Origin of the sequence: Herbaspirillum sp. CF444 (assembly GCF_000282135.1) — a bacterium.
In the GTDB taxonomy this organism is placed as follows: Bacteria; Pseudomonadota; Gammaproteobacteria; order Burkholderiales; family Burkholderiaceae_D; genus Herbaspirillum.
Map to the genome: position 1 here is coordinate 39,834 of NZ_AKJW01000082.1, position 26,883 is coordinate 66,716.

The following is a 26,883-nucleotide window of genomic DNA, read 5'->3' on the forward strand; positions in this document are numbered from 1 at the left end:
CGTTGAATCAGGCCTCTTCGCCCAGGAAGCCGCCGCTCTGATGCGACCACAAGCGGGCATACAAACCATTGTGCGCCAGCAGTTCCTGATGACTGCCTTGCTCGACGATGCGGCCCTGATCGAGCACGATCAGCCGGTCCATCGCGGCGATGGTCGACAGGCGGTGGGCGATGGCGACCACGGTCTTGCCTTCCATGAGGCGGTACAGGCTTTCCTGGATCGCCGCTTCCACTTCCGAATCGAGCGCGCTGGTGGCTTCGTCCAGCAACAGGATGGGCGCATCCTTCAACATCACGCGCGCGATCGCAATGCGCTGGCGCTGGCCGCCGGACAACTTCACGCCGCGTTCGCCGACGTGGGCGTCATAGCCTCTGCGGTCATGCGCATCGGCCAGGCCGCCGATGAAATCGTGCGCCTCGGCGCGGCGCGCGGCGGCGATCATCTCGTCGTCGCCGGCATCGGGACGACCGTACAGAATGTTGTCGCGCACCGAACGATGCAGCAGCGAGGTATCCTGCGTCACCATGCCGACTTGCGCGCGCAGGCTGTCCTGCGTGACGTGCGCGATGTCCTGGCCGTCGATCAGCACGCGGCCTTGTTCGACATCGTAAAAACGCAGCAGCAAATTGACGATGGTCGACTTGCCGGCGCCGGAGCGTCCGACCAGGCCGATCTTTTCGCCGGGGCGGATGTTCAGGTTCAGCTTGTCGATCACCTGGCGCGCGTCCGGGCCGGTGGCGCCGTAAGCGAAGCTGACGTCTTCGAAATGCAGCTCGCCGCGTTTTACCCGCAAGGGCTGCGCATCCGGCAAGTCCTTCACCTCATGCGCGCGCGACAGCGTGTTGATGCCGTCCTGCACGGTGCCGACGTGTTCGAACAGCGCCGCCATTTCCCACATCACCCAATGGGCGATGCCGTTCAGGCGCAGCGCCATCGCGGTTGCCGCCGCCACCGCGCCGATGCCGACCTGGCCTTGCGTCCACAACCACAGCGCGACGCCGGCGGTCGACAGGATCAGCACCATGTTGAGCGAGTGATTGACGATTTCGAAGCCGCTGACCAGGCGCATCTGGCGATTCACCGTGACGAGGAAATCCTGCATCGCGCTGCGTGCATAGCCCGCCTCGCGGCCGGCATGCGAAAACAGTTTGACGGTGGCGATGTTGGTGTAGGCGTCGGTGATGCGGCCGGTCATCGTGGAACGCGCGTCGGCCTGGTTGCGCGCCACTTTCGACAGGCGCGGCACGAAGTAGCGCAGCGCCGCGATGTACAGCGCCAGCCAGCCGAAGAAGGGCAGCAGCATCCACAGGTCGAAGTTGCCCACCACCGCCGCCATCGTGACGAAGTAGATCATCACGAACACCAGGATGTCGCCCATGATCATGCACACGTCGCGCACCGCGAGCGCGGTCTGCATCACCTTGGCGGCGACGCGGCCGGCGAATTCGTCCTGATAGAAACTCATGCTCTGGTTGAGCATCAGGCGATGGAATTTCCAGCGCAGCATCATCGGGAAAGCACCCGCCAGCGTCTGATGCTTGAAGAAAGTCTGCAACGCGATCAGCACCGGACTGCCGATCAGCACCACCGCCAGCCACAGCAGGCTGCTGCGTTCCTGCGCCCACAATTGCGACGGCTCGATGTGGCTGAGCCAGTCGACGATGCGGCCCATCATCGCAAACAGCAGCGCTTCGAATGCGCCGATGATCGCGGTCATCGCGGTCATGGCGACGATGTAGCGGCGCAGACCCTTGGTGCAGGTCCAGATGAAAGCGGCGAAGCCGCGCGGCGGCGGCTTGGGAATATTGTCGGGGTAGGGGTGAACCAGTTTTTCAAACCATGCGAGCATGCCATCTCCAGAATGTCGCCATGAGGACCGATGTGCGTGCGTCAACAGCATGCAGGCAAGCACCGGCGCGGCGAAGAACAGAGATTCTAACCCGTTCACCAAAACGGGGCGGGCAGCCGGCATACGCAAGAAAATGGTAGTGAAATCCATTGGCCGCTCTACTGCATTCGACCGAATCCTATTCGGTCGCGGTACCGTCACTCGATGATGTCGATGCTCTCGCAAAAGCTGTAACCCTGTCCGTGCTCGGTGCGCAGCGGCAATTTTTCGCCGGTCAGGTTTTGCCAGCGGCGGCGCAGGCGGCTGATCATCTGGTCCAGGCGGCGCTCGTCGTAATCGATCCATTCGACGCCGAAGGCCTTGGCGATCTGCTGGCGATGCACCACTTGTCCCATGTTGCGGGCCAGCAGTTGCAGCAGCAGGATTTCCATCGCGTTGATTTCGTGGAAGCGACCGTCCGGCGCGTACAGGCGCCGTTCCAGCAGATGCAGGCGCCAGGCGTCCTTGCCCAGGCGGCGCGACACCGATGACACGTAGGCGGACAATTCGCGCAGACGCACCGGCTTGATGAGGTAGTGATCGGCGCCGCGCTTGAGACCTTCGATCTTGTCGTCGATGCTGCCGCGCGCGGTCAGCATGATGGTGCTGATATGGGGATGGGTGCGCCGCAACTGTTCGGTGACGTCGAAGCCGTTCCCGTCCGGCAGGCCGATGTCGATGATGGCGATGTCGGCGTCGTCGACCTGGCGCAGGAACTCGGCCACATTGCCGGCTTCCGACACGCCATACCCTTCACTCAGGAGAAAGTCGGCGACCTCGTTGCGCAGGTCGGCCTCATCCTCCAACAGTAGCACCCGAGCCATTTCCGGCCCTCCCCAGTGTAGAAATTTTTCGCGAGTATAGCACCATACCCGTGCGTAGGTCAGAACTCGTCAGAACTTGTCAGGCACGGTTAGTTTCTGTCTGAACTTGTCAGAAAGCCCCTGCAAATTTCTATCAAAATTCGGTCGCTTACAAATCTTTACAACGAGGGCGACCGTCCATCCTGCCGCAGAGCGAACGCCGGTCGATTTCTTTAAAAAACACTCCGGTATCGTCATGCACCGCTCACGTCTTTTCAGCCGTTGGTTCGGCTTCGCCATTGATCGCCTCAGTGCTCGCTCCTCATTCGCCAGCGTGTTGCTGGGCATAAGCGGATTGCTCTGTTCCCTGCCCGCGCTGGCGGCGCTGAACGTCTCCATCACGGTGCCGCAGCCGACCTACCCGCTGACAATCAATCCGGGCGACGCTACCCTGTTTCGCATCAGCCTGATCAACAGCAATCCGAACGCGACAGTGACCAACGTCGCCTTCACCGACACCATGCCGGCCGCGCTGAAGATCGCCACGGGCGCGGTGGCGTATTCATGCACCGACGGCAGCGGCGCGACGGTCGCCACGCAAGGCACGTTGACCGCAGTGGCCGGCACCAGCGTCATCAGCCTCACCGGCGGGGAAGTGCCGGTGGCGGTGGCGACCGGCAGCGGCACCAATGGCCAGTGCGTGATCGATGTCCCGGTGACTTCGACTGCATCCGGCACCGCGCCGGTCAACACGATTCCGATCGGCGCCGTCACCGGCAACGACGATACCGGCGCCGTCGCCAACGGCAGCCAGGCGCAGCAATCGATCAACGTCACCACGCTGAGCGCGCCGACCATCAGCAAGTCGTTCTCGTCGTCGGTGATCGTCAAGGGCGACCAGCCGGTCAAAATGACCATCACGATCAGTAACGCCGGCAATCCCACGGTCAATCTGCCGCTGAATGGCGCCGGCGACTCACCGGCGTTTGCAGTGCGCGACATCCTGCCGGCCGGCCTGACGGTCGCTCCTACCCCCAATCTGTCGACGACGTGTAGCGGCGCAGGTGTTGCGCCCAGCTTCAGCGCAGCTCCGGGCGACACCACCCTGACCGCCTTTGGCGGCACCGTGGCCGGCGGCGGCACGTGTACGCTCAGCGTTGACCTGATTGGCACGACCACCAGCGGCGCTTACAACAAGGACGTCGTCAATACCATCCGCCGCAGTCTCGATTTCGGCAATCAGCGGGGCCTGACGCCGCCGAGCGATGCAACCGCGACCTTGTCCATCCGCTCGATCCTGCAGGTCACCAAGCAATTCAACCCGACCACCATCAGCGCCGGTCAAGCGTCGTCGTTGACGATCACGCTGACCAATGCCAGTCCGGTCACGCCGATCACGCTGACAAACTTCACCGACAGCCCGATTGACGGCGTTACGCCGACGGTAGCGACCGGTTTGCGCCTGGTCGCGCCGGCAGCGGCGCCGACCACTACCTGCGGTGGAGCGGTCAGCATCACCGCGGGCAATCTCGGCGTGCAGATGACAGGCGGCAGTATTCCCGCAAACAGCAGTTGCACGATCACGGTCCCGTTCGTGGGTTCGCTGTCGACCGCCGGTACGCCACAAGCCTTTACCAACACGATCGCTGAAGGCGCGGTGCAGACCAGCGACGCCAGCATCATCAGCCAGGGCGCGACGCACACGGTCACCGTGGTCGACCAACTGCTGGTACAAAAGACTTCGAGCCCGGCCACCGTCGCACCCGGCAACCCGATCCGATACACCATTACCGTCAACAACTACTCGTCGTCGCCGCTGAGCAACGTCAGCGTGCCCGATGCGTTGCCGGCCGGCGTGGTCGGCTTGCCTAGCCCGGCCCCGACATTGACCGCCGCGTGCGGTGCGCTGGCCCATGACATTCCAGCATTGCCGGCCACCAACAATTCGCTGCATTTCACGATTCCTACCGTGCCGGCCGGTAGCGGCCCTTCGGCCGGCACCTGCGCGATCACTTTCTGGGCCATGGCGCCGAAGGGCTCCGCAGTCGGCGCCACGCTGATCAACAATATCCCGGCGCATAGCGTTGGTTCAGGCGGCATCTTCAACTCGAACGTTAGCGCCGTCACCACCTCGATCGACCCGACCGTGACCATCGGCAAGGTGTTCAACCCGGCCAGCGCGTTTGAAGGCACGGTCTCAGTGTTGACGCTGACGCTCACGAATATCTCCGCACAACCGGTCACGGCTGCGGCCTTCACGGATACGCTGCCGATCAGTTCGGACACCCATCAGCAACTCGTGGTTGCCAATCCGGCCGACGTCTCGACCAGTTGTGCCGGTGGCGTCGTCACCGCGGTTCCGGGCGCCAACACCGTCAGCCTGAGTGGCGGCACGATCCCGGCGCGCGCGGGCAGCGGCCTGGGAGCCAACGGTACCTGCCAGGTACAGGTAAAGGTCATCGGCGGAGCCGGCAACTATCTCAATGTGCTTCCGATCGGCGCGCTGACCGGCACCCAGCAATTCCCGGACAACAGTACGCCGACCGCCGTCAGCAATGTGACACCGTTCAGCGCCAGCCTGGTCTATTCCTCGGCGCTGCAGGCTTCGAAATCGTTTTCACCGACGACCATCGCTGCGGGTGGCAAGTCGACCGTGCGCCTGCATTTCGCCAATATCGGAACCGGCACGCTCAATAACGTCAGCACGACCGATCCTCTGCCGACCAACATGTCCGTGGCCTCGCCATCGAACGCGTACAGTACTTGCGCCGGATCACCCGTGATTACAGCGACACCGGCCGCCGCGAGCGCGGTGGTAAGCGGCATCATTTTGCCGTCGAGCGGCCAGTGCGACGTATTGTTCGACGTCACCGGCAGCGGCGGAGCCGGCTGGACTAACACCATTCCCGTGGGCGGCGTCAGCGCCACTGGCGGTGTGATCAACACTACGCCGATCAGCGCAACGCTGAACAACAGTTCCGCCGGCGCAGTATCGGTCAGCGTCAGCGCCGTCTCGGCGACGACTGCAACCTCGAGCCTGTCGCCGGGAGAACCGGCCGTGCTGACCATCATCATTCGCAATGACGCCTCGCTCGCACTGAGCGATCTCAAGCTGACCAATTACTTCACCGTCGACGGCCTCGCGAGCGGGGCGCTCAACGGCATCCAGCTGGCTTCGTCGCCGAATCTGGCGACCACCTGCCAGGGCGGCCTGGTGACGGCCAATGCAGCAGGTACCGCCCTTACGCTGTCGAACGCCAATCTCGCCGGGGGCGCAGGCACCACTTGCACCGTGACCGCCAACGTCACGCTAATCACCACCGGCACCGTGCAGGACCGCATTCCGGTCGGCGCGATCAGCAACAGCCAGGGCGTGAGCAACACCACGGCCGCGGTCACCAGCTTGTCTTCGAGCGGCAACGTCGGCGTCAGCAAAAGCTTCACGCCGGCCGTCGTCAAGCCAGGCGACCGTACCCGCCTGCGCCTGACGCTGGTCAATGCCGGCGCCGTGCCGCTGACCAATATCATCGCCAACGACAATCTGCCGGCCGGCATGCTTGTGCCGGCCAGCGCCAATCCGATTACCAATTGCACGGGGGCCACCATCAGCGCGCCGACGGCAGGCAAGGTCACCATCACCGGCGGCTCCTTGCCGGCCGCGGTCGGCGGCGCCACGGTCAGTTGCTACGGTGAAATCGACGTGCAGGCCGCCGTCGCCGGCGCTTACCAGAACGTGATCGCCGTCGGCGACGTTACCGGCACCAGCGGCGGTCCGGTGCAGAACGGCGTGCCGGCCAAGTCGACGCTGCAAGTCAAGAACCCGGCGACAATCGCCAAGGCGTTCGCGCCGGCGCAGACTTCGCCGGGCGTCCCGTCCACCGCGACGATCACGCTGAGCAATAGCAACGCCACCGCGTTGACGGCAGCTTCGTTCACCGATGTGCTGCCAGCCAACGTGGTCGTGGCGCAAACACCGAACGCCTCCACCACCTGCGCCGGCGGCTTCGTCTCGGCGCCGGTGTCGGCGACCGCCGTGACCTTGACCGGCGCCACGATTCCGGCCAACGGTTCGTGCCTGGTCAGGTTCGACGTGTTGAGCAATATCGCGGGCATCTATGTCAACACGATCCCGGCCGGCGGTCTCAATACCGCCGAAGGCGTGACCAATGACAATCCGGCCAACGCCACGCTGACGCTGCTCGACCCGCCGACAGTCAATAAGCAGTTCAGTCCGGTATCGATCGCCGCCAACGCCAAGTCGACGCTGACCATCGTGCTCGGCAACACCAATGCCACCGCGGCGACACTGAGCGCGGACCTGGTCGACACCTTGCCGACCTCGCCCGGCAACATCGTCGTCGCCGCGCCGAACGGTCTCGGCGGCACCTGCACCACGGCGCGCGTCACCGCCGTCGCGGGCAGCGGCACGGTCTCTTATAGCAACGGCTCGACCATCCCGGCCGGCGGCTGCACGATCACCGTCGACGTCACCGGTTCCGTCTCCGGCACGTACAACAATTTCATCCCGGTCGGCGGCCTCAAGACCAACGCCGGCAACAATGTGCAGCCGGCCACCGCCAATCTCGCCATCAGCCCGCTTGGTTTCATCTCGGGCAAGGTGTTCAAGGACAACAACGTTACGCCTAACGGTACGTTCGAGATCGGCACCGACACCGGCATTGCGAATGTCGGCCTGACATTGACAGGCACCAGCTATGGCGCCGACGGCGTGCCGGGCGGCGGCGACGACGTCGCGGTCAGCCTGGTCACCGTCAGCGACGCGCTCGGCAACTACGCCTTCACCGGTCTCGCGCCGGGCAGCTATACGGTCACTGAAACCGCACAGCCGGCCGGCACCACCAACGGCATTACCACCGCGGGCCCGATTTCGGGCGCCGGCGGCGGCACGCCGGGCAGCGCAACGCCGGTGGCGACCACGCCCAGCCGTATCTCCAACATCGTCCTGCTGAAGGACGGCAGCGGCCAGGTGTCGGTCTCGCCGAACAACAATTTTGCGGAAGTCGTTCCATCGTCGATCAGCGGCATCGTCTTCCTCGACCAGAACAACAATGGCGTGAAGGAGCTGGCCGACACCGCGCTGACCGGCGTCACCATCGAACTGCAGAACGGCGCGGGCACCGTCATCGCGACCACCACTACCGATGCCGCGGGCGCTTACAGCTTCGCCAACCTGGCGCCGGGCACCTACTCGGTGCGCGAGCCGACGCAACCGGCCGACACCGCCAACGGCCTGACCATTGCCGGCACCGTCGGCAACGGCGGCACCGCGGGCACCGCCACGGGTCCGACCACGACGCCGAGCCGCATCGTCGGCATCGTCCTGCCGCCCGCCACCAACAGCGTCGCCAACAACTTCGCTGAAGTGCCGAGCGGTCGCCAGGTGTCGGGGCGCGTCTTCGCCGACGCCGATAACGACGGCCTGTTCAACAACACCGACACCGGCCTGGCCGGCGTGCGCATCGACCTGAGCGGCACCGACATCAACGGCAGTGCCGTGACGCGCACCACCACCACCGGCGCCGACGGCCGCTACACGTTCAGCGGCCTGACGGAAGGCACGTACACCGTGACCGAACCGACCCAGCCTGCGCGCACCACCAACGGCATCACCACGGCCGGCTCGACCGGCGGCACCGCGACCGCGGTCGGCACGACGCCGTCAGTCATCAGCAACATCAGCCTGACCGGCACCAACACCATTTCCATCGACAACAATTTCGGTGAAATCCCGATCCTGGTCGGCGTCGTGTCCGGCAAGGTGTATGTCGACGCCAACGGCAACGGCGTGGTCGATGCGGGCGAGACCGGCATCGCCGGCGTGGTCGTCAAGCTGACCGGCACCGACAACCTCGGCGCGACGGTCAACCTGAGCACCACCACCGCCGCCGACGGCAGCTACAGCTTCACCAACCTGCAACCGAGCAACGGTAGCGGCTACACCATCACCGAAGTGCAGCCGGCGCTGTATGCCGACGGTCGCACCACCATCCAGGCCGGCAATCCGGGCGTGCTGGCGTCGACCAAGCCGGTGCTGTCGAACAACGCCGACGTCATCCGCAACGTCAACGTGATCGCCGGCGACGTGCTGTCCAACTACAACTTCGGCGAAGGTGGTGCGCTGACCTTGCGTCCGCCCATCGTCAACGGATACGTGTTCCTCGACCGCGACCACACCCGTCAGCGTCCGGACGACGGATCAGCTTCCGGCGTGGGTGGCTGGACCGTGCAACTGACGCAGGGCGGCGTGCCGATCTGCACCACCACCACCGACAGCAACGGCTTCTACCAGTTCGATAACCTGCATTGCCCCGGCTATGAAGTCAGCGGCCTGCCGACCGGTTCCGGCTTTGCGATTTCATTCTCGAAGGAAGGCAATGTCCTGCCGCAGACCCCGACTTCGGGCGGTGGCCGCGGCGTTACCGCCAGCGGCGGCAAGATCACCGGCATCACCTTGGCGGCGCTCGATGAAGTGGTCGAACAGAACCTGCCGCTGGATCCGTCCGGCGTGGTCTACGACTCGCTGACGCGCAAGCCGATCACCGGCGCGCAAGTCACCATCAGCGGTCCGGCCGGCTTCGTGCCATCCACGCATCTGGTGGGCGGCGCGGCGACGCAGATCACCAGCAGCGACGGCTTCTACCAGTTCCTGTTGCAGAACGCGTTCCCGAGCGGCGTTTATACGCTGACCGTCAGCGCGCCAAGCTACCTGCCGGCGCCGTCGACCAACCTGCCGGCCTGCGTCGGCACCGTCAACATCGGCGCCGTACCCAACCCGGCGCTGGTGCAGGCCAGCAACACCGCACCGGCGGTGTCGGTGCCGGCGGCCAATCCGGCCGCTTGCGTGGGCATCGTGTCGGGTGGCGCGACGACGTCGCAGTATTACTACAGCTTCTTCATCACCAACGGCGTGTCGGCGGACATCCTCAACAACCACATCCCGCTCGATCCGGCCAGCAACGACCTCATCTACGTGACCAAGTCCTCGCCGATGGTGAACGTGGCGCGCGGCGACCTGGTGCCTTACACCATCACCGCCACCAACAAGCAGGCGTATTCGATTCCGTCGACCAGCGTGCGCGACCAGATTCCGCCGGGTTTCAAATACCGCACCGGCAGTGCTTCGCTCAACGGCGTGGCGGTCGAGCCGGTGGTCAGCGGTCGTCTGCTGACCTGGCCGAACCAGAACTTCGCGCCAAAGGAGAAGAAGACTTACCGCCTGATTTTGACCGTCGGTTCCGGCGTCGGCGACGGCACCTACACCAACCAGGCGTGGGTTACCGGATCGACCAATTCCGTGCTGTCCAACGTCGGCCAGGCGTCGGTGCGCATCGTGCCGGACCCGACCTTCGATTGCCCGGACATCATCGGCAAGGTGTTCGACGACCAGAACGGCAACGGCTACCAGGACCAGGGCGAACCGGGCATTCCGGCGGTGCGCGTGGTGACGCCGCGCGGCCTGCTGGTGATGACCGATGCGGAGGGACGTTTCCACGTGCCGTGCCCGGACATCCCGAACGAAGACCGCGGCTCCAATTTCGTCATGAAGCTCGACGTGCGCACGCTGCCGACCGGCTATCGCCTGACCACGGAAAACCCGCGCGACGTGCGCATCACGCGCGGCAAAGTCACCAAGCTCAACTTCGGCGCCACCATCCACCGCGTGATCCGCATGGAACTCAGCGACGCCGCCTTCGAAGCCGGCAGCCTCAGGTTGCAACCGCAATGGCAGAAGCAACTTGACGCCTTGCCGCAGCAACTCAAGGCGCGGCCGTCGGTGGTCCGTCTGGCCTACCAGCCCGGCGCTGACGCCGAGCTGGCAGGCAAGCGCGTCGAGGCCGTCCGCAAGCAGATCCAGGATCGCTGGCGCGCGCTGAAGGGGGAATACACGCTCAATATAGAAACAGAGGACGCACAATGAAAACAAGACGTCAGCCCAAGTCCGGCTCGCCCCTGCGCGCGCGGAAACTGGCCGTCGTGCTGAGCGCGCTGGGCCTGGTCTGCCTGCCCATCCGCGCACAGGAATCCGCAGTCAGAGCAGATCAGGTGCAGGAAGACGGGTCACAGATCAACTCCCATATTCGTGGAAAGATGATCGACCGCAGCCGCACCAGCGAGCAGCCGGTCGAGCCCAATACCGAGTACCAGTCCAGCGCCTTCGACGGCTTGTCGCCATCGGCGCTGACCGACGGCGAACGCCGCGTGATGCTGGAAACGGTTCCACCCGACAGCGCCGCCCAGAATCAGGTCACGCTGCAAGACGAAGCCAAGGGCAGCCTGTTTGCTTCAGGTCGCGCGATCCTGCTGCCTCCCACCATCGAGGTGCTCAATCGCCTGATGCGCACGCTCGAAGGCAAGCGCGACATCCGCATCGAAATCGTCGGCCATACCGACAGCCAACGCATCGCGCCGGCATTGCGACCGACCTTCGCCGACAACCAGGCGCTGTCGCAGGCGCGTGCGCTGGCGGTGGCGTCGTACTTGAAACAGAACCTGCACCTGCCGCCGGAAGCATTCTCCGTCAGCGGCAAGGGCGAGTCGCAGCCGGTCGCCAGCAACGCCAATCCGGCCGGCATGGCGAAGAATCGCCGCGTCGAAATCCGCGTCTGGTACACCGAAGCACCGGCCATGGTCACGCGCGAAAAGCTGGTGGAAAACAACGCTTGTGTGGCCAATCCGCAAGCCGTGGATGCCTTGCCGTTCTCGATCACCGTTGACGGCCAGCCGGTCGACGTCGACAAGCAGGCACAGGAAGCCGATCGCCAGCGCTGCGTCGACGTGGGCCTGGAGAAGGCCGACATCCAGATCAAGTTCGATCCGCTCAACGTGGCGCCGGCGCTCAACGTCTGGGCGTTGCCGAGCACCGCGGTGCGCAGCAAGCCGGTAGTGTTCGGCACCTATACCAACTACGCCTGGTGGATCAAGCGCGCCGAGTTGCGCGTGTTCGCCAAGGGCCAGAACGCGCAGGAAACGCCGCTCGCCGTGGTGCCGTTCACCGCCGGCGACGCCGTGCAATGGCAGGCGCCCGACAATGCGCCGTCGGAATTGGCCTACCTGATCCGCGTGGTCGACGGCGACGGCAATTTCGACGAGACGCTGCTCAAGCCGCTGCGCCTGTTCGATCGCGCCGATCCCCTCGTTGACGCGGCGCGCCTTGAGCGCGAGCGCCTGTCCGGCTGGGGCGAATCAAGCCTGCACCTGAAGAACATTCCGGCGCGCGGCGGCTCCGTCACCATCAGCGGCGAGCATGTCAACGCCGGCGACAGCGTCAGCGCGATGGGCATGCAGGTGCCGGTCGACGAGAAGGGCAAGTTCGTGCTGCGCCAGATCCTGCCGCCGGGACCGCACCAGGTCGACGTGTCCGTGAAGAATGCGGAAGGCAAGGGCGCGACCTTCCGCCGCAACCTGTCGATCGCCGACAAGGACTGGTTCTATTTCGTGGTGGGCGACCTGACCATGGGGCGCGACCGCACTTCGGGGCCGGCGCAACTGGTCACCACCGATACCTCGCACTACAACAACGAAACCTGGATCGACGGCCGCGGCGCGTTCTACCTGAAGGGAAAGGTCAAGGGCGATTACCTGCTGACCGCCAGCGCCGACACGCGCGAGCAACCTCTGCGCGACCTGTTCAGCAACTTCCAGACCAAGGATCCGAACTACCTGCTGCGCCGCATCGATCCCGACCGCTACTATCCGGTCTACGGCGACGACAGCACCATCACCGACGACGCGCCGACCCAGGGCAAGTTCTACGTCAAGCTGGAAAAGGACAGCTCCTACGTCATGTGGGGTAATTTCCAGACCGCCTGGACCGGCACCGAGCTGACGCAATACAGCCGCGGCCTGTATGGCGCCAACTTGCTGTGGAACGACAAGGAAACGACGAAGTACGGCGAGAAACGCACCACCGTCAACGCCTTCGTGGCCGATCCCGGGACCTTGCAGTCGCGGGAGGAATTCCGCGGCACCGGCGGTTCGCTGTACTACCTGCACCACCTCGACCTGACCGAAGGTTCGGAACGACTGTGGGTGGAAGTGCGCGACAAGGATTCCGGCCTGGTGATCCAGCGCACGCCGCTGTCCCCGGGGCAGGACTACGACATCAACTACCTGCAGGGTCGCCTGACCTTGCGCGCGCCGCTGCCGTCGGTGGCCGACGGCAGCACGCTGGTGCAGACCTCGGCGGCCAGCGGCAATCCGGTCTACCTGGTCACGACTTATGAATACGTGCCTGGTCTCAGCGAGATCAGCGCCAGCGCCTTCGGTTTGCGCGCCAGCCACTGGTTCAGCGACAACCTGCGCGTGGGCACCACCATTTATCGCCAGGGTGAAAACGACAACCAGCAAAACCTGCGCGGCGTCGACGCCACCTTCCGCTACAAGCCCGGCACCTGGGTCAAGGGCGAACTGGCGCGCTCGAGCGGCATCGGCAGCGAAAGCCTGAGTTCGCTCACCGGCGGCTACGACTTTACCGCGAACAAGCGCAGCGGCGACGGCGCCACCGCGCGTCGTCTCGACACCGCGATCGACCTGGCCGACGTCAGCGAATTCCAGGGCAAGCTGTCGGCGTACTGGCAGGAGCGCGATCCCAACTTTTCCGGCCCTGGCGCCAGCCTGCCGAGCGGCGAAGGCTTGGCGCAGAAGGGCATCGCCGCCACCGTGCCGGTCGGCGACCGGACCGAAGTCAGCACCAAGCTCGACTATCGCGACTCGACCAACAGCACCGCCAGCCAGAGCGCCAGTTCGGCCGAAGCGGCGGTGCGCCACAAGATCGACGCCGAGTGGGGCGTGTCGGCCGGCGTGCGCCACGACCAGCGCTCGGGCATCAATCAGTTCGGCGTGCTGACCAACGCGAGTCCTATCCTGAGCCAGAACGGCAGTCGCAACGACGTGATCTTCCGCGTCGATTACCGGCCGCTGGAAGAGGGCGAGGCGGAGAAGGCTGCCGCGCTCGAAGCGGAAGCCCGCAACGGCGACGGCAACGGCAAGCTGCTCGCGGCCGTTCCCGGCACCGCGCTGGGCACGGCGCCCTCGGCCAACGGCGGCGCCTTGCTTGCCACCGGTCAGAACGGACCGGCGTCCTCGATCGTGCCGACCACCGGCATGTCCGGCGGCGTCGACGTCAAAGCCACGCGCGACGCCACCTCGGCCGTCGGCGTGGCGGCGGCGCGCGTGCCGGGCCTCAAGTACAAGTCGTGGGACACCTATGCCTTCGTGCAGGGCACGGTCAGCCGCAACGGCGACCGCAGCGACAACGACCGCGCCGGCGTGGGCGGCAGCTGGGCCGTCAACGACAAGCTGCGCCTCGGTGCGGAAGCCTCGGGCGGCGACGGCGGAGCAGGCGGCCGCGTCTCGGCCGATTATCAGGTCGACGACCGCAGCACGGTCTACCTGACCTACACCATGGAAACCGAAAGCGCCGACAGCAACTACGCCGGCCGCCAGGCGACCCTGACGTCGGGCACGCATTATCGCTACAGCGACCAGATCGGCCTGTTCGGCGAAACGCGCTGGAGCGACGGCGCCGCCGGGCCCAAGAGCCTGACCCATGCCTTCGGCGTCGACTTCGCGCCGAACCCGCGCTGGACGCTGGGCGGCAAGTACGAAACCGGCACGCTGTCGGACCCGCTGTCGGGCGACCTCAAGCGCGACGCCGTCGGCTTGTCGGCGGCTTACAAGTACAACGACCTGAAGTATTCCGGCGCCATCGAATACCGCATGGATCGCGGCACCACGCTGGGTGTCGTCAACGGCAGCTGCATCACCAACGACGCCGGCGGCAACTGCGGCGGCACCGCGGTCAACAACAACCGCCGCACCTGGTTGTGGAAGAACTCGGCGCAGTACCAGCTCAGCCCGGCCTGGCGCCTGCTCGGCAAATTCAATCTGTCGCGCAGCTCCAATACGCAGGGCGCGTTCTATGACGGCGACTACACCGAAGTCGTCACGGGCGCGGCCTATCGTCCGGTCGACAACGACCGCTGGAACACCTTGTTCAAGTACACCTACTTCTACAACATGCCGTCCGCCGGCCAGGTCGACAGCACCGGCCTGAACGCGGCCGGCACCTTGACCGGCAGCGCGCTCGACTACACGCAGAAGAGCCACGTGTTCAACATCGACACCACCTACGACGTCTTGCCGTGGCTGTCGGTGGGCGTCAAATACGGCATGCGCCTGGGCCAGTTGCGCATGTCCAAGACCCAGGGCGACTGGTTCTCCAGCCGCGCCGACCTGGTGGTGCTGCGCGCCGACCTGCACCTGGTCAAGGAGTGGGATGCGCTGATCGAGACGCGTCGCCTGCGCGCGCAGGATGCAGGCGATGCACGTTCGGGTTACCTGGTGGGGCTGTATCGCCACGTGACCGAACACGTGAAGATGGGTGTGGGCTACAATTTCACCAATTTTTCGGATGACTTGACCGATTTGTCGTATCGCAGCAGGGGCTGGTTCCTGAACGCGCTGGCGACTTTCTGACTGGTAATCATCCGGACGCCATGGCGGCACGCCAGCCTTCCTTGTGAAGGACGGCGTGCCGCTTTCTTATTGCCAACCTGAACCCATGCCGGCTGCCCTGCGCTTGCTGTTGTCGTTGTTGATGTGGACATTGCTGACCGCAGGCGTCGCCTCGGCGCAAGTGCTCTCGCTCGACCACGGCAGGGAAGACCTGCAAGGCCACGTTTCGGTGCTGATCGACGCCGGCAAGTCGCTCAAATTCCGCGACGTTTCGGATCCCGTCCAGCGCCCGCGCTTCACCCATCTCGACAGCGACCTCAACGCCGGCCTGCTGGACGCCACCGTATGGCTGCGCTTCGAAGTCCGGCGTGCGCCCGGACGCGACCAGGAATGGTGGCTGGAAGTGCAGCCCAACACCATCGAGCACGCGGTGCTGTACATCCCCGATTTCGACGGCAGCTACAGTGCGCGCGTCTCCGGCAGCACCGTGCCGTTTGCGCAACGCGACCTGCGCTATCGCAATCCGGTGTTCAAGCTGCACGTGTGGGGCACGCGGCCGCAGGTGCTCTACCTCAAGATCAAGACGCGCGGCACCGTGGCGCCGCGCCTGACCTTGTGGCAGCCGGCCGCCTTCCTCGAAGCGGCCGGGCGCGAGCAACTGGCCTTCGGTCTCTACCTCGGCGCCTACGCCATGCTGGTGCTGGCCAGCTTCTGGTTCGAGCTGGCCCTGCGCGACGGCGTCTACCGCAGCTTCGGCGTCTGTCTGCTGACCTGCATGCTGCTGACGCTGGGCGACACCGGCCTGCTGTCGCAGTACGTGTTCCCGGAGCAGCCGCATCTTGCGCGCACGGCGTTCGGGCTGGTGATCGCGTTCAGCCTGTACGCCTGCGTCGATTTCCTGCTCCGCTTCCTCGGCATGTCCCGCCGCTATCCGCGCCTGACGCGCTGGTACGCCGGCGCCGCCGCGTTGCTGTCCGCGTTGGCCGCCGCCGGGGTGCTGATCTTCGGTTACGCGGAAACCATGCGCGTGCTGTCGGTGGCGTTGACCTTCTGCATCGCACCGGTCGCCTTCGCGTTATTGGTCAAGCCCGCGCTCGACAGCACCCAGGAGATCCGCTACGCGTTATTGGTCACCGGCGTGCTGATGTTCCTGAGCCTGATGGTGCAGTTCCTGCTGCGGCTCGGTTATATCGAGCGCAACTGGGTCAGCGAGTATTCGGTGTTCATCGCCTCGCTGCTGTTTTTCCTGATCGTGTATTACGCCATGAGTCGCCGCTATTCAGCCTTGCGCGCGGCCAAACAGGCGGCGCAAAGGAAACTGCTGGAAGTCTCGCAACAGACCGAGCTGTATCTGGAGCAGCAGGTAACCATGCGCACCGAGGATCTGCAGCGCGCCATGGCGACGGTGGAGCGGGCGCTGGAGCAGGAGCGGGCCGCCTACGCAGAGCAGCGCCAGTTCATCGCCACCGTGTCGCACGAACTGCGCACGCCGCTGGCGGTGATCGACGCCACCGCGCAGAATCTTGAACGCGACATCGGACCGGCTCCCGGCAAGGCGCTGGCGCGGCTGGAAAAAATCCGCCAGGCCTCGGAGCGCTTGTCGTCGCTGTTCGACACTTACCTGAGCAACAACCGTCTTGATGTACTGTCGCAAGGACCCATGCCGACCGACACTTGCCTGCAGCCGCTGCTGGAAGATGCCATTGCAGCGGCGCAGCCGCTCGGCGATCGCCATACGTTCATCCTGGAAAAAGAGGGCATGCCGCCCGGCATCTGGTCCGATCCAGATCTGCTGCGGCTGGTGTTGCGCACGCTGGCCGACAATGCGGTCAAATACACGCCGTCCGGCACCACGGTGCGCCTGCGCGCGGCGACGCTGGCGGATGGCTGGCACATCGACATTTCGGACGACGGTCCGGGCATTCCGGAGGATGAACGCGGGCGGATTTTCGAGCGCTATTTCCGTGGCCGCTCATCGAGCGGCAACGCCGGCAGCGGCCTCGGCCTGGCGCTCGCGAGACAGCTGGTGGAAACCCTGGGCGGGACCCTCAGGCTCGATACGGAAAGCCGCCAGGGCGCGACCTTCCGCATCTGGCTGCCGGGCAAGCCGGCAGCCGGCGCCGCGAACGAGCGCCGCGGATCATAGCGTCACTGCAAGCTTACCGACACCGACAGGCGGTAGCCGATGCCGTGGTCGGTGTGCAGCGGCAGTTCGCTGCCGCTGGCTTTGTTCCAGCGACGCCGCAGACGGCTGACCAATTGATCCAGGCGGCGGTCGTCATAGTCCAGCCAGTTGAAGCCGAAGGCGGTGGCGATGGTCCTGCGCGTCACGGTGGAGCGTTGCGATTGCGACTGGTTGATCAATAATTCCATCAACTGCATTTCCTGGGTGTTGAGTTTTTCCTGGTGGCCGTCGGGCGAGCACAGCTGGCGCTTGACGCGGTCCAATCGCCAGCCTTCGGCGCCGAAACGGCGCACCATCGGCGCCATGTAGGCCGACAGCATGTCGGGCCCGATCGGCTTGGTCAGGTACTGATCGGCGTATTCGCGCAGGCCGCGGATTTTTTCGTCGAGGTCGCCGCGTTCGGACAGGATCACCACGCCCGCCTGCGGCCGTGCGTCATGCAGGCATTGCGCCGCCTTGTAACCGGCGCCGTCGGGCAGGTCGATGTCGATCATGGCGATATCGGCGCGCGGGATGTAGGGGATGAAATCTTCCACGCTGTCGGCTTCGAACACGCGATGGCCGTCCCTGATCAATGCCGAGCTGAATTCGCGTCGCCCCGCCGCCGTTCTTTCCAGTACCAGAATATTCGCCATACGCCCGCCTCGCCTGTGAGTTTTTGATGTTGTATGCGCCGGTATTCGTTGGTGGAAATGTGATCGATCCGGCAATGCGCGAATTATGGAGAGGGTGGTTCCGCGAGGGAAGATGCCGCAAGGAATCGTTAACAATTGTTGACAAAATATGCAGCGAAAAACGATGTTTCGGCGAGATATTTTTCCGTATGGAAACCTTGGCGGGGTGCAGCATCCAAGCCGGCGCTTTCCAGTATCATGTCGGTTTTCCGGAAGGAAGATTTCCTTCCGGCATCCGAATGCCAACCGCAGCACTCCATCGTACGACACGAGCATTCCATGAGAATCGCCATACTGGAAGACGACCCGGCCGAGGCCGCACTGGTGCAGCACATCCTGACGGGCGCGGGACATGCCTGCACGCTGTTCGGCGCCGGCACGCAGCTCATCGATGCGCTTGGCAGCCAGCGCTTCGACCTGCTGGTGCTGGACTGGATGCTGCCCGACATGACCGGACACGACGTCGTCAACTGGGTGCGCAGCCATCTGAGCGCGCAGGTGCTGGTCTTGTTCCTGAGCAATCGCGCGCTGGAAGAAAACATCGTGCTGGCGTTGATGGCCGGTGGCGACGACTACATGGTCAAGCCGGCGCGCCGTGCCGAATTGCTGGCGCGCGTGCATGCCCTGGCGCGGCGTCTGCCGGCGCCGCAAGCGGAGTCGAATGTCAGCGTGCCGACCGCCGACGACAGCATCGAAGTCGGCGCCTACCGTTTCAATCGCATCCTCAAGCAAGCCTCTTTGCGCGGCCGCCCGGTCGAACTCAAGCCCAAGGAATTCGACATCGCCTATGCGTTGTTCCGCAATCTTGGCGGCATCGTCTCGCGCGAACAACTGACTGAAGAAGTGTGGGGCCGCGATCTCGTCATGACTTCGCGCACGCTCGACACGCACATCTCCAACGTGCGCAGCAAGCTGGCGCTGAAGCCGGAAAACCAGGTCAAGCTGACCACCATCTACACGCTCGGTTATCGGCTCGACAGTCTCGACGCCGCTGCAGCGGCGTAAGCGCCGCCGCCCCTTCGAATTATTCCGGTGCGCAGGGCAGGCGCATGATGAAGCAGGCGCCGCCATTGAGGTTGCTCGCGCCGACGCTGCCGCCGTGGTGTTCCACCACCGTCTTGACGAAAGTCAGTCCGAGTCCGGCACCGGGCTGGGTGCTGCCGGTCGCGCGATAGAAGGGCGTGAACAGTTGCGCCAGGTCGGCGTCGCTCAGGCCCGGGCCGCTGTCGTGAATGGAGCAGACCAACTGCGGCGGCTGCGCGTCGTGGTCGATGGACAGGCGGCATTCCACCAGCGCTTCGCGCGGACCGTATTTGATCGCATTCGACAGCAGGTTGCACAAGGCGCGCACCAGCATCGCCCGGTCGCCGCGGACCCAGTACGCATCGCCGTCGGCGGCAATCGTTTCGAGGCGCACCTGGCGCTCGTTGGCCAGCGCCCACATTTCATCGGCAGCGTCGGCCAGCAAGGAACGGAAATCGAGTTCTTCCGGCTGGTAGCTGCGCGATTCGGCACGCGCCAGCAGGATGAATTCATCGGCCAGCGACAGCGTGACGTGGACCGATTTTTCTATACGGCGGAACAGGGTTTCCTGATCAAGCGCGACCTGGCCGCTGCGATGCAATTCCAGTGTCGCCAGGATCGCCGATTGCGGCGCGCGCATGTCGTGCGAAATGAAGTTGAGGCTTTCATCGCGCAGGCGCAACGTCGCGCGCAGCGCGGTCACGTCCGCCAGCGAGATGATCCAGCCGAGCATGTCGCCGTTTGACTGGCGCGACGGCGTGCTGCGGATCATGAACATGCGCCGCTGGGGATCGATGGCTTCGATGCCGTCTCCCGACGAGGCAGGCGCGGTCAGCAAATCCCGCCACAGCGCATCTTCCAGCGTAGCGGCGGTGGCATGGAACGGCGCCAGCAGCAGTTGCACGTCCTGGCCGCGCGCCGGTGTGATGCCGAGGCTCATGAACAATTCCAGCGCCTTGCGGTTGTACAGCATCACCACGCCGTTGCAGTCGATCACCACGTTGGCGTCCGGCATGCTGTTGAGGTTGTCGCTGACGAACTGATGCAGGTCGAGCATGCGCCGCGTGGCCGTGCGCGCAGCGTCGATGCGTCGCTCGAAGAAGTCCCACAGGCGACGCTCGCCGGGGCGGGCCGGCGTTGCAGAAAACGGCGCGGAAGTAGCCAGCCGGCCGGTTTCTTCATCGAGGTAACGCAACGCGACTTCGAGGCGGCGCCAGCTCCACAGCGGATAGATCAGCCACAGCAACAGCAGCGCCGCCGACGGCGCCAGCCAGACGTCGTATTGCAGCAGGATCGCGCACAGGCCGCCGACCAGCACCGTCAGCACGCCCGTGAGCGCCAGTGCATAGCGCGGCGACAGATACATGAAACCGATCAGCACCAGCAGCGCCGGCAACGCCGCGAAGGCGATGCGTGCAACATGGGGCGCAGCCGAAATCGAGCGACCGTCCTGCAGCGCCGCCAGCATGTTGGCATGCAGTTCGATGCCCGACATCAGTCCCTGACGGTTGGCTTGCGGCGCGGGGAAGACGTCGCCCAGGCCGGAAGCGGCTGCGCCCACCAGCACGTATTTGTCGCGGAAGAAGCGCGCCGGTACGACGCCGTGCAGCACGTCGATGTACGACACGCGGATGAAATGTCCGGGCGGTCCGTAGAAAGGGATGTCAAGCAAATTGCGGTGGGCGGCCTGCGGCGCGCTTTGTTGTGCAATGACGTCGCTGCCGGCGGCGCCATGCGAACGATCGCCGTTTTCCAGCAATGCCAGCGCCAGCGTCTTCCATTCGCGTCCGCCCAGGGTTTCGTACAGCCAGGCGCCGCGCACGATGCCGTCGCTGCTGAAATTGAGCTGGATGTGGCCGAGTCCGGCGGCGGCCGTGGCGAATTCCGGGTAGGGCAACAGCGGCGCCAATCCGGCCTCGGTGCGCATGGTCAGGATCGGCAGCACCACGTGGCGGTTGCGGGCGATTGCCAGCGCCAGCGCATGGTCGGCGCCGGTTGCGTTGGCGTCCCCTTCGGTCAGGATCACATCGAAACCGATGGCGCGCGGCGCGCCGTTGTTGAGGATGTTCAGCAGCTGTGCATGGGTGCCGCGTTTCCATGGCCAGCGTCCTAGTTCGGCGATGCTTTTGTCGTCAATGGCGACAATGACGATGTTGTCCGGCGCCGGCCGTTCCAGCGTCGACATCAGGTAGTCGTAGATTTGCCGGTTGGGGACGCGCAGGCTGTCACCGTCGCCCAGCAAGAACGCAGCCGCCAGCGTGAGGAAAAACAGCGCCAGCCATTCGTTGCGCAACGACACGCGGCGCCGTGTGCCGGCCCAGCGCGAGCGGCCCCGTTCGCCGACAGGCGCGGAGACCATGTTCAGTTACCGCGCACCGGCGCATCGCCGGCATTGAGTGAACCGCCCGAACCGGTGGTCCAGCGCCGCTCGACCACGATGCGTTGCGCCGGCGAATACGGACCGCGGTATCCGTCGGCCTCGATGCTTTGCAGGCGCGCGTAGTAGACGCCCGCAGGCGGCAGCGGGAAGGATGCGTGCGGCTCGGCCGTGTCGGCGTGCAGCAGGATGGTTTCAAAGCCGGCGCTGGCCGAGACGTCGAACACGAAGCTCTGACCCGTTTCGCCGGACCACGAGAAATTGATGGCGTCTTGTCCCTGACTGGCCACGGGCGCCTGTTGCGACGGCAGCACCAGGCATTGCTTGACGTCGCTCCACGGCCCCTGGTCGGATTGGCCGCCGTGCATGTCGATGGTGGCGATGCGCCAGAAGAATTGGCCTTGCTCCAGATTATCTTGCGTGTAGGACGTCGAGCTGATGTCGGTCTTGTCCAGCAGCAGCCGGGTGAATCCGGCATCGGTCGCGATCTGGAGGCGATAACGCGAATCGGCGCCGGCTTCGGCCCATTTGAAATTGACCGCCAGAGGTTGACCGTCGGCCACGCCGCGCAGCTTGGCGCCGGGCTCCTGCTGGAACGGCGCGAACGGACGCGCCTTGAGGCGGAATTTGCTGACGGTCTCCTTGCCTTCCAGGCCGCTGTGGTCGATCGCGGCGGCACGCACGTAATAGTCGCCGTCGGGCAGTTCGGCGACACGCGCCTGGGTGCCGTCGTTGGTGTTGGCGTCAACGCGCACATCAGCCACTTGCTGCAAACCGCCGGCGTCGGTAGCGACGCTGACGCGGAACGCCGCGGCGTCCGCCTGGCGCAAGCCGAAGCGCACCGGCAGGCGTTCCTGCACGGCGGTGGCGGCCAGCACCGGTGCTGCCGGTAGCAGCACCGGTGCAGATATTTTCCCGCCGCCGGCGGCGATGGCGCCGAAGTTGGCGCGCACCTCGCGCGTTTGCGCAGCATTGCGGCGATCATCGGGCGCGACCTTGACGGTGCCTTCGAGCACTTCGTTGTAGCTGTGTTCGCCGTCGAAATTGACGCGGAAACGGGTACCGCGCACGCCGGCGATGGCCAGCGGAGTCTGCACTTCGTACCGGCTCTTCGACGCTGAGAACCGCGTCACCTGCGAAGTGATGCGGCCTTTTTTGAGCGTTAGCGTGGTGCGCGGACTATCGGTGTATGCCTGGATTTGCAGGGTGCTCAGCTGCAGGCTGCTGGCCGGCGGCAGCGCAAAGGTGGTGCCGTCCTGCAATTGCAGCGTGACGAAGCCGTCGTCCGAAGTGACGATCAGCGCACCTTCGCTCAGTCGCGCGCCGGCTTTGCTGGCGAGCACGTCGCCGTCCTTGCTGATGATGCTGACTTCGCCCTGCGCCGCGACGATGGTCGCGAAGGCGTTGCGGTCGGGCAGCAGGCGCGCAGGGATGGCGATGGAGGTGCCGACCGGAATCCTGCGGTCATTGGTGATGCCGTTGAGCTTGCCGATCGCCAACCAGTTACCGGAATTGCCCGTGAAGCGCTGCGCGATCGAGGACAAGGTTTCGTTACGTGAAATGCCGTAGACGATGCCGTCAGGCTGCTTGCCGATCTGTCCCGGCGCGTTGGCGCGCATGGTCTGGGCCGATACCGGAATGATCGCGAGCAAAAGCGTCCCGGTCAGCACAGCGTTGCTGCTCATTGTTTTTTTCATTGGAAAAGCGCTACCCCGTTGTTGCAGAGTTATGTATTGGCCTTGGCGCCGGACCTTCACCCTGTCCCCTGCGGCCGTTGCCCATGCTTGCAGCACGGGCCGAGGTACCCGGCGAGGCGGCAAAGTTGCAGCGATTTTACTACGGCCGCCGGACAGGCTTCTGACACGTCCTGACCCGTTTCATACGGTAAAAGCTTGCCTGCACCCAGGCGCCGCATTGCGCAACGTATCCTGGATTCTTACCTGCATGTCGATGCCGCGGACCTTTTTGGCCGGGATATCGCAGGCAATGAAAGGCTCGCCATGGCGGTCGTGGAACGAGTTTCACGCGCTCGCATCAACGGGGCTTTCATGACTGCCTGGCTTAAATTTCCCAAACAGGCGGTTGACAACATTCCTGCTGTTGCACTTGGTTGCATTTATTCCAAAGCCGAAATCCCGCGGATTGCTTATCATCGCGGATGATGTTGCACAGAAACAGAACCCTTCCGGAACTCCCATGACAGCCAACAAGAAAAAATCCTTCGACCGCCACGCCATCTGGCAACTCATCAAACCATACTGGATATCGGAAGAACGGGGAAAGGCCTGGGGCCTGCTCGCGGTCATCATCGCGCTGGTGCTGGTCATGGTCTATATCAACGTGCTCATCACCGACTGGAATCGCACCATGTACGATTCCATGCAAAACAAGGATTACGTCGCGTTCAAAGGCCTGCTGTGGCAATTCAGCTATCTGGCCTTTGCCTACATCGTCGTGGCCACCGCGCGCATCTACCTGACGCAATCGCTGCAGATCCGCTGGCGCAGCTGGATGACCGACAAGTACATGGCGAAGTGGCTGGCGCATCACGCCTACTATCGCATGGAGCAGGGCCACATCGCCGACAACCCCGACCAGCGTATCGCCGAGGATCTGCGTTCGCTGACGTCGAATACCATCAGCCTGGTGCTGGGCTTCATCTCCAGCGCCGTCACGCTGGTGTCTTTCGTCGGCATCCTGTGGGCCATCAGCGGCCCGGTATCGTTTGCCTTCATGCATTACGACTGGGTGATTCCCGGCTACATGGTGTGGTTCGCCATCGCCTATGCCGGCGTCGGTTCGTGGATCATCTGGTGGATCGGCAAGCCGCTGGTGGTGCAGAGTTTCAACCAGGAACGCTTCGAGGCGAACTATCGTTTCGGCCTGATCCGCATTCGTGAACATGCCGAAGCAATCGCCTTGTATCGCGGCGAGCGGCGCGAACGCGACGAACTCAATCTGCGTTTCGAAGACATCCGCCAAAACTGGTGGGCCATCATGCGCACCACCAAGAGCCTGAATATCGCGACCAATTTCTACGGCCAGTTCGCGATCATTTTTCCGCTGCTGGTGGCGGCGCCGCGCTACTTCTCCGGCGCCATTTCGCTGGGCGTGCTGATGCAGCTCAGCAGCGCCTTCGGCCAGGTGCAGGACGCCTTGTCGTGGTTCATCAACGCCTTCACCACGCTGGCCGACTGGAAGGCCAGCATCAATCGTCTGGCCGGTTTCAACCTGGCCGTCGAGCAGGCGCAGAAGCAGCCCGCCAGCATCTCGGTGGAACGCAACAACGTCGGCGCCATCTTGCTGGACAAGGTCGACCTCGCCCTGCCGGACGGTAGCGCACTGATCGGCGGCGTCAGCAGTGCGATCCATCCGGGCGAACGCATCCTCGTCAGCGGTCCTTCGGGCTGCGGCAAGTCGACGCTGTTCCGCGCCATCGCCGGCATCTGGCCGTACGGCGGCGGCGATATCCAGATCCCGCACAAGGCCAAACTGATGTTCGTGCCGCAATCGAGTTACCTGCCGATCGGCACGCTGCGTTCGGCCTTGGCATATCCGGCGGACGAAGGCGCTTATACCGATCTGGCGATGTGCCATTACCTCGACCTGTGCCGCTTGCCGCATCTCAAGGATCAGCTCGACGTCTACAACAACTGGGGCAATCGCCTGTCTCCCGGCGAGCAGCAGCGCCTGGCGTTTGCGCGCGTATTCCTCACGCGTCCGGAAGTCGTTTTCCTGGATGAAGCCAGCAGCGCCATGGACGGCGAAACCGAAGAGGCGCTGTACTCCCTGTTGCAGGAAGAATTGCCGCAGTCGGCCATCGTCAGCATCGCCCATCGCGAAACCGTGGCGCGCTATCACCGGCAGCGCTGGCATTTTTCCAGCCGCAACAATGCACCCGGCGACAGCGTCAGCCGTCTCAGCATCCAGCCGCTTTAACGGCATTGAAGACATTGCGCGACGCCGACGCCCGGCATCGCGCAATGCTTACTTTGCATAACGGCCGCCGCGCGTCTGTGCAAGAATGTCTTTATTCCCCCTGAATATTCATAAGAAAACATTCCATGAACGACCCTATCGTGTACCTCAACGGCGACATGACGCCGCTCTCCGAAGCCCGCATTCCCGTGCTCGATCGCGGCTTCATCTTCGGCGACGGCGTCTACGAAGTGATCCCGATGTACGGCCGCAAGCCGTTCCGCGGCACGCACCACATCGCGCGCCTGTTCCGCAGCCTCGGCACCATCGGTATTACAAATCCGCATAGCGAAGCCGAATGGCTGGCGCTGATCGATCGCGTGGTGCAGGCCAACGATCTCGGCGACCAGATCGTCTACATCCAGGTCACGCGCGGCGTCGCCAAGCGCGGTCACGCTTTCCCCAAGGATCCGGTCACGCCGACCGTGTTCATGATGACCAGTCCGCTGGCGGTGCCGTCGGCCGAGGTGCGCGCCAGGGGCGTGGCCTGCGTGACGATGGAGGACAAGCGCTGGCTCAATTGCCAGATCAAGTCGACCTCGCTGCTGGGCAACGTGTTGGCCGCGCAATACGCCGCGGAACACGAAGTCACCGAAACGATCCAGTTCCGCGACGGCTTCCTCAGCGAAGCGTCGTCGTCCAACGTCTGGATCGTCAAGGACGGCAAGCTGTCGGCGCCGCCGAAGGACAACCTGATCCTCGAAGGCATCCGCTACGGCCTGATCGAAGAACTGTGCAAGTCGCAGGGCATCGTGTTCGAAGCGCGCCGCATCACGCAGGAAGAAGTCTTCGCCGCCGACGAAGTGCTGCTGTCCTCGGCCACCAAGGAAGTCTTGCCGGTGGTGACCATCGACGACAAGAGCGTCGGCAACGGCAAGCCGGGCCCGGTGTTCGCCAGGCTGTACGCGGCGTATCAGGAAGCCAAAGCGGCACTCTGAAACGGATGTTCCGCCGCATGTCTTGCCGCAAAACAAGACATGCGCAAACCGGCTGGTGCATGGCGTAAAATAGGCGCAGTTCCTGCCGTTCCTATCGAAAGCCGTACACCATGCCAGTTCCTACCGAAGAATCCCTGATCGAATATCCGAGCGACTTTCCCATCAAAGTCGTCGGCATCATGCATGATGAGTTCGCCAACATCATCGTCGACATGGTCACCGAATACGATCCCACTTTCCATGCCGGCAAGGTCGAGATGCGTCCGTCCTCGCAGGGAAAATACCTGTCGCTGACCGTCACCGTCCGCGCCACCAGCCGCGAGCAGCTCGACAATCTGTATCGCGCCTTGTCCGGACATGAGATGGTCAAGTTCGTGCTGTAAGCCGTCCTGCAGACGTAAAAAAACCGGTTCGCTCTCGCAAGAGGCGAACCGGTTTTCGTTTTGTGCAGCCGATTGTCCGGGCTAGGGCCTGTTCACATTAAATCTACGAGTGCGAACGCGCGGCAGGCGACGCCTGCAGCCGTTCCCGAAGGGTTGC

Annotated in this window: 13 protein-coding genes; 8 read left to right on the plus strand and 5 right to left on the minus strand. The window is 64.2% G+C overall.

What is annotated here, in order from left to right; genetic code table 11:
• Positions 1-7: 7 nt before the first annotated feature.
• Positions 8-1,849 carry an ABC transporter ATP-binding protein gene (locus PMI16_RS18935; protein WP_007882495.1) on the minus strand — a complete coding sequence of 614 codons (1,842 nt, stop codon included), beginning with the start codon at positions 1,847-1,849 and terminating at the stop codon, positions 8-10.
• 197 nt (positions 1,850-2,046) lie between these two features.
• Positions 2,047-2,712, minus strand: coding sequence for a response regulator transcription factor (locus PMI16_RS18940; protein ID WP_007882497.1), 666 nt, complete (start codon positions 2,710-2,712; stop codon positions 2,047-2,049).
• Between the two features lie 235 nt (positions 2,713-2,947).
• Between PMI16_RS18940 and PMI16_RS18945 the strand changes: the two genes are divergently transcribed.
• The 3 genes from PMI16_RS18945 to PMI16_RS18955 all read left to right on the plus strand — a co-directional run bounded on the left by PMI16_RS18945 (position 2,948) and on the right by PMI16_RS18955 (position 17,314).
• Positions 2,948-10,630, plus strand: a complete 7,683-nt coding sequence (locus PMI16_RS18945; RefSeq protein WP_007882499.1) for a beta strand repeat-containing protein — start codon at positions 2,948-2,950, stop codon at positions 10,628-10,630.
• Positions 10,627-15,189, plus strand: coding sequence for an OmpA family protein (locus tag PMI16_RS18950; RefSeq protein WP_007882501.1), 4,563 nt, complete (start codon positions 10,627-10,629; stop codon positions 15,187-15,189). The genes PMI16_RS18945 and PMI16_RS18950 overlap by 4 nt, the downstream gene beginning before the upstream one ends.
• 85 nt (positions 15,190-15,274) lie before the next feature.
• Entirely contained in the window at positions 15,275-17,314 is a 2,040-nt protein-coding gene (locus tag PMI16_RS18955; RefSeq protein ID WP_007882503.1) for a sensor histidine kinase, read from the plus strand.
• Between the two features lie 2 nt (positions 17,315-17,316).
• Here PMI16_RS18955 and PMI16_RS26260 read toward each other — a convergent pair whose 3' ends face one another.
• Entirely contained in the window at positions 17,317-17,988 is a 672-nt protein-coding gene (locus tag PMI16_RS26260; RefSeq protein WP_007882505.1) for a response regulator transcription factor, read from the minus strand.
• A 318-nt stretch (positions 17,989-18,306) separates the two neighbouring features.
• Here PMI16_RS26260 and PMI16_RS18965 point away from each other — a divergent pair, with 318 nt between their 5' ends.
• On the plus strand, positions 18,307-19,032 hold the full coding sequence (locus tag PMI16_RS18965; protein ID WP_007882507.1) for a response regulator transcription factor: 726 nt from the start codon (positions 18,307-18,309) through the stop codon (positions 19,030-19,032).
• Between the two features lie 19 nt (positions 19,033-19,051).
• On the opposite strand, the gene PMI16_RS18970 is transcribed toward PMI16_RS18965, so the two are convergent.
• Both PMI16_RS18970 and PMI16_RS18975 read right to left on the minus strand, forming a co-directional pair.
• On the minus strand, positions 19,052-21,409 hold the full coding sequence (locus tag PMI16_RS18970) for a CHASE2 domain-containing protein (protein WP_007882509.1): 2,358 nt from the start codon (positions 21,407-21,409) through the stop codon (positions 19,052-19,054).
• 2 nt (positions 21,410-21,411) lie between these two features.
• The gene (locus PMI16_RS18975) at positions 21,412-23,112 is read right to left on the minus strand and encodes a FecR domain-containing protein (RefSeq protein WP_034381276.1); all 1,701 of its coding nucleotides are present in this window, start codon (positions 23,110-23,112) and stop codon (positions 21,412-21,414) included.
• A gap of 207 nt (positions 23,113-23,319) precedes the next feature.
• Between PMI16_RS18975 and PMI16_RS26055 the strand changes: the two genes are divergently transcribed.
• The 4 genes from PMI16_RS26055 (at position 23,320) to PMI16_RS18990 (ending at position 26,726) form a co-directional block, all read left to right on the plus strand.
• Positions 23,320-23,589 (plus strand): hypothetical protein, encoded by a 270-nt coding sequence (locus PMI16_RS26055; RefSeq protein WP_157212706.1) that lies wholly within the window; start codon positions 23,320-23,322, stop codon positions 23,587-23,589.
• Positions 23,590-23,623: 34 nt separating this feature from the next.
• Entirely contained in the window at positions 23,624-25,366 is a 1,743-nt protein-coding gene (locus tag PMI16_RS18980) for an ABC transporter ATP-binding protein/permease (protein ID WP_007882513.1), read from the plus strand.
• 125 nt (positions 25,367-25,491) lie between these two features.
• Positions 25,492-26,343: a D-amino acid aminotransferase gene (locus PMI16_RS18985; RefSeq protein WP_007882514.1), complete on the plus strand. Its 852-nt coding sequence runs from the start codon at positions 25,492-25,494 to the stop codon at positions 26,341-26,343.
• Positions 26,344-26,453: 110 nt separating this feature from the next.
• Positions 26,454-26,726 carry an HP0495 family protein gene (locus PMI16_RS18990; protein ID WP_007882515.1) on the plus strand — a complete coding sequence of 91 codons (273 nt, stop codon included), beginning with the start codon at positions 26,454-26,456 and terminating at the stop codon, positions 26,724-26,726.
• Positions 26,727-26,883 lie beyond the last annotated feature (157 nt).

Excerpts from the sequence above, each read along its gene's own strand:
- PMI16_RS18935 (WP_007882495.1), bottom strand. The coding sequence starts at position 1,849 with ATGCTCGCATGGTTTGAAAAACTGGTTCACCCCTACCCCGACAATATT.
- PMI16_RS18940 (WP_007882497.1), bottom strand. The coding sequence starts at position 2,712 with ATGGCTCGGGTGCTACTGTTGGAGGATGAGGCCGACCTGCGCAACGAG.
- PMI16_RS18945 (WP_007882499.1), top strand. The coding sequence starts at position 2,948 with ATGCACCGCTCACGTCTTTTCAGCCGTTGGTTCGGCTTCGCCATTGAT.
- PMI16_RS18950 (WP_007882501.1), top strand. The coding sequence starts at position 10,627 with ATGAAAACAAGACGTCAGCCCAAGTCCGGCTCGCCCCTGCGCGCGCGG.
- PMI16_RS18955 (WP_007882503.1), top strand. The coding sequence starts at position 15,275 with ATGCCGGCTGCCCTGCGCTTGCTGTTGTCGTTGTTGATGTGGACATTG.
- PMI16_RS26260 (WP_007882505.1), bottom strand. The coding sequence starts at position 17,988 with ATGGCGAATATTCTGGTACTGGAAAGAACGGCGGCGGGGCGACGCGAA.
- PMI16_RS18965 (WP_007882507.1), top strand. The coding sequence starts at position 18,307 with ATGAGAATCGCCATACTGGAAGACGACCCGGCCGAGGCCGCACTGGTG.
- PMI16_RS18970 (WP_007882509.1), bottom strand. The coding sequence starts at position 21,409 with ATGGTCTCCGCGCCTGTCGGCGAACGGGGCCGCTCGCGCTGGGCCGGC.
- PMI16_RS18975 (WP_034381276.1), bottom strand. The coding sequence starts at position 23,112 with ATGAGCAGCAACGCTGTGCTGACCGGGACGCTTTTGCTCGCGATCATT.
- PMI16_RS18980 (WP_007882513.1), top strand. The coding sequence starts at position 23,624 with ATGACAGCCAACAAGAAAAAATCCTTCGACCGCCACGCCATCTGGCAA.
- PMI16_RS18985 (WP_007882514.1), top strand. The coding sequence starts at position 25,492 with ATGAACGACCCTATCGTGTACCTCAACGGCGACATGACGCCGCTCTCC.
- PMI16_RS18990 (WP_007882515.1), top strand. The coding sequence starts at position 26,454 with ATGCCAGTTCCTACCGAAGAATCCCTGATCGAATATCCGAGCGACTTT.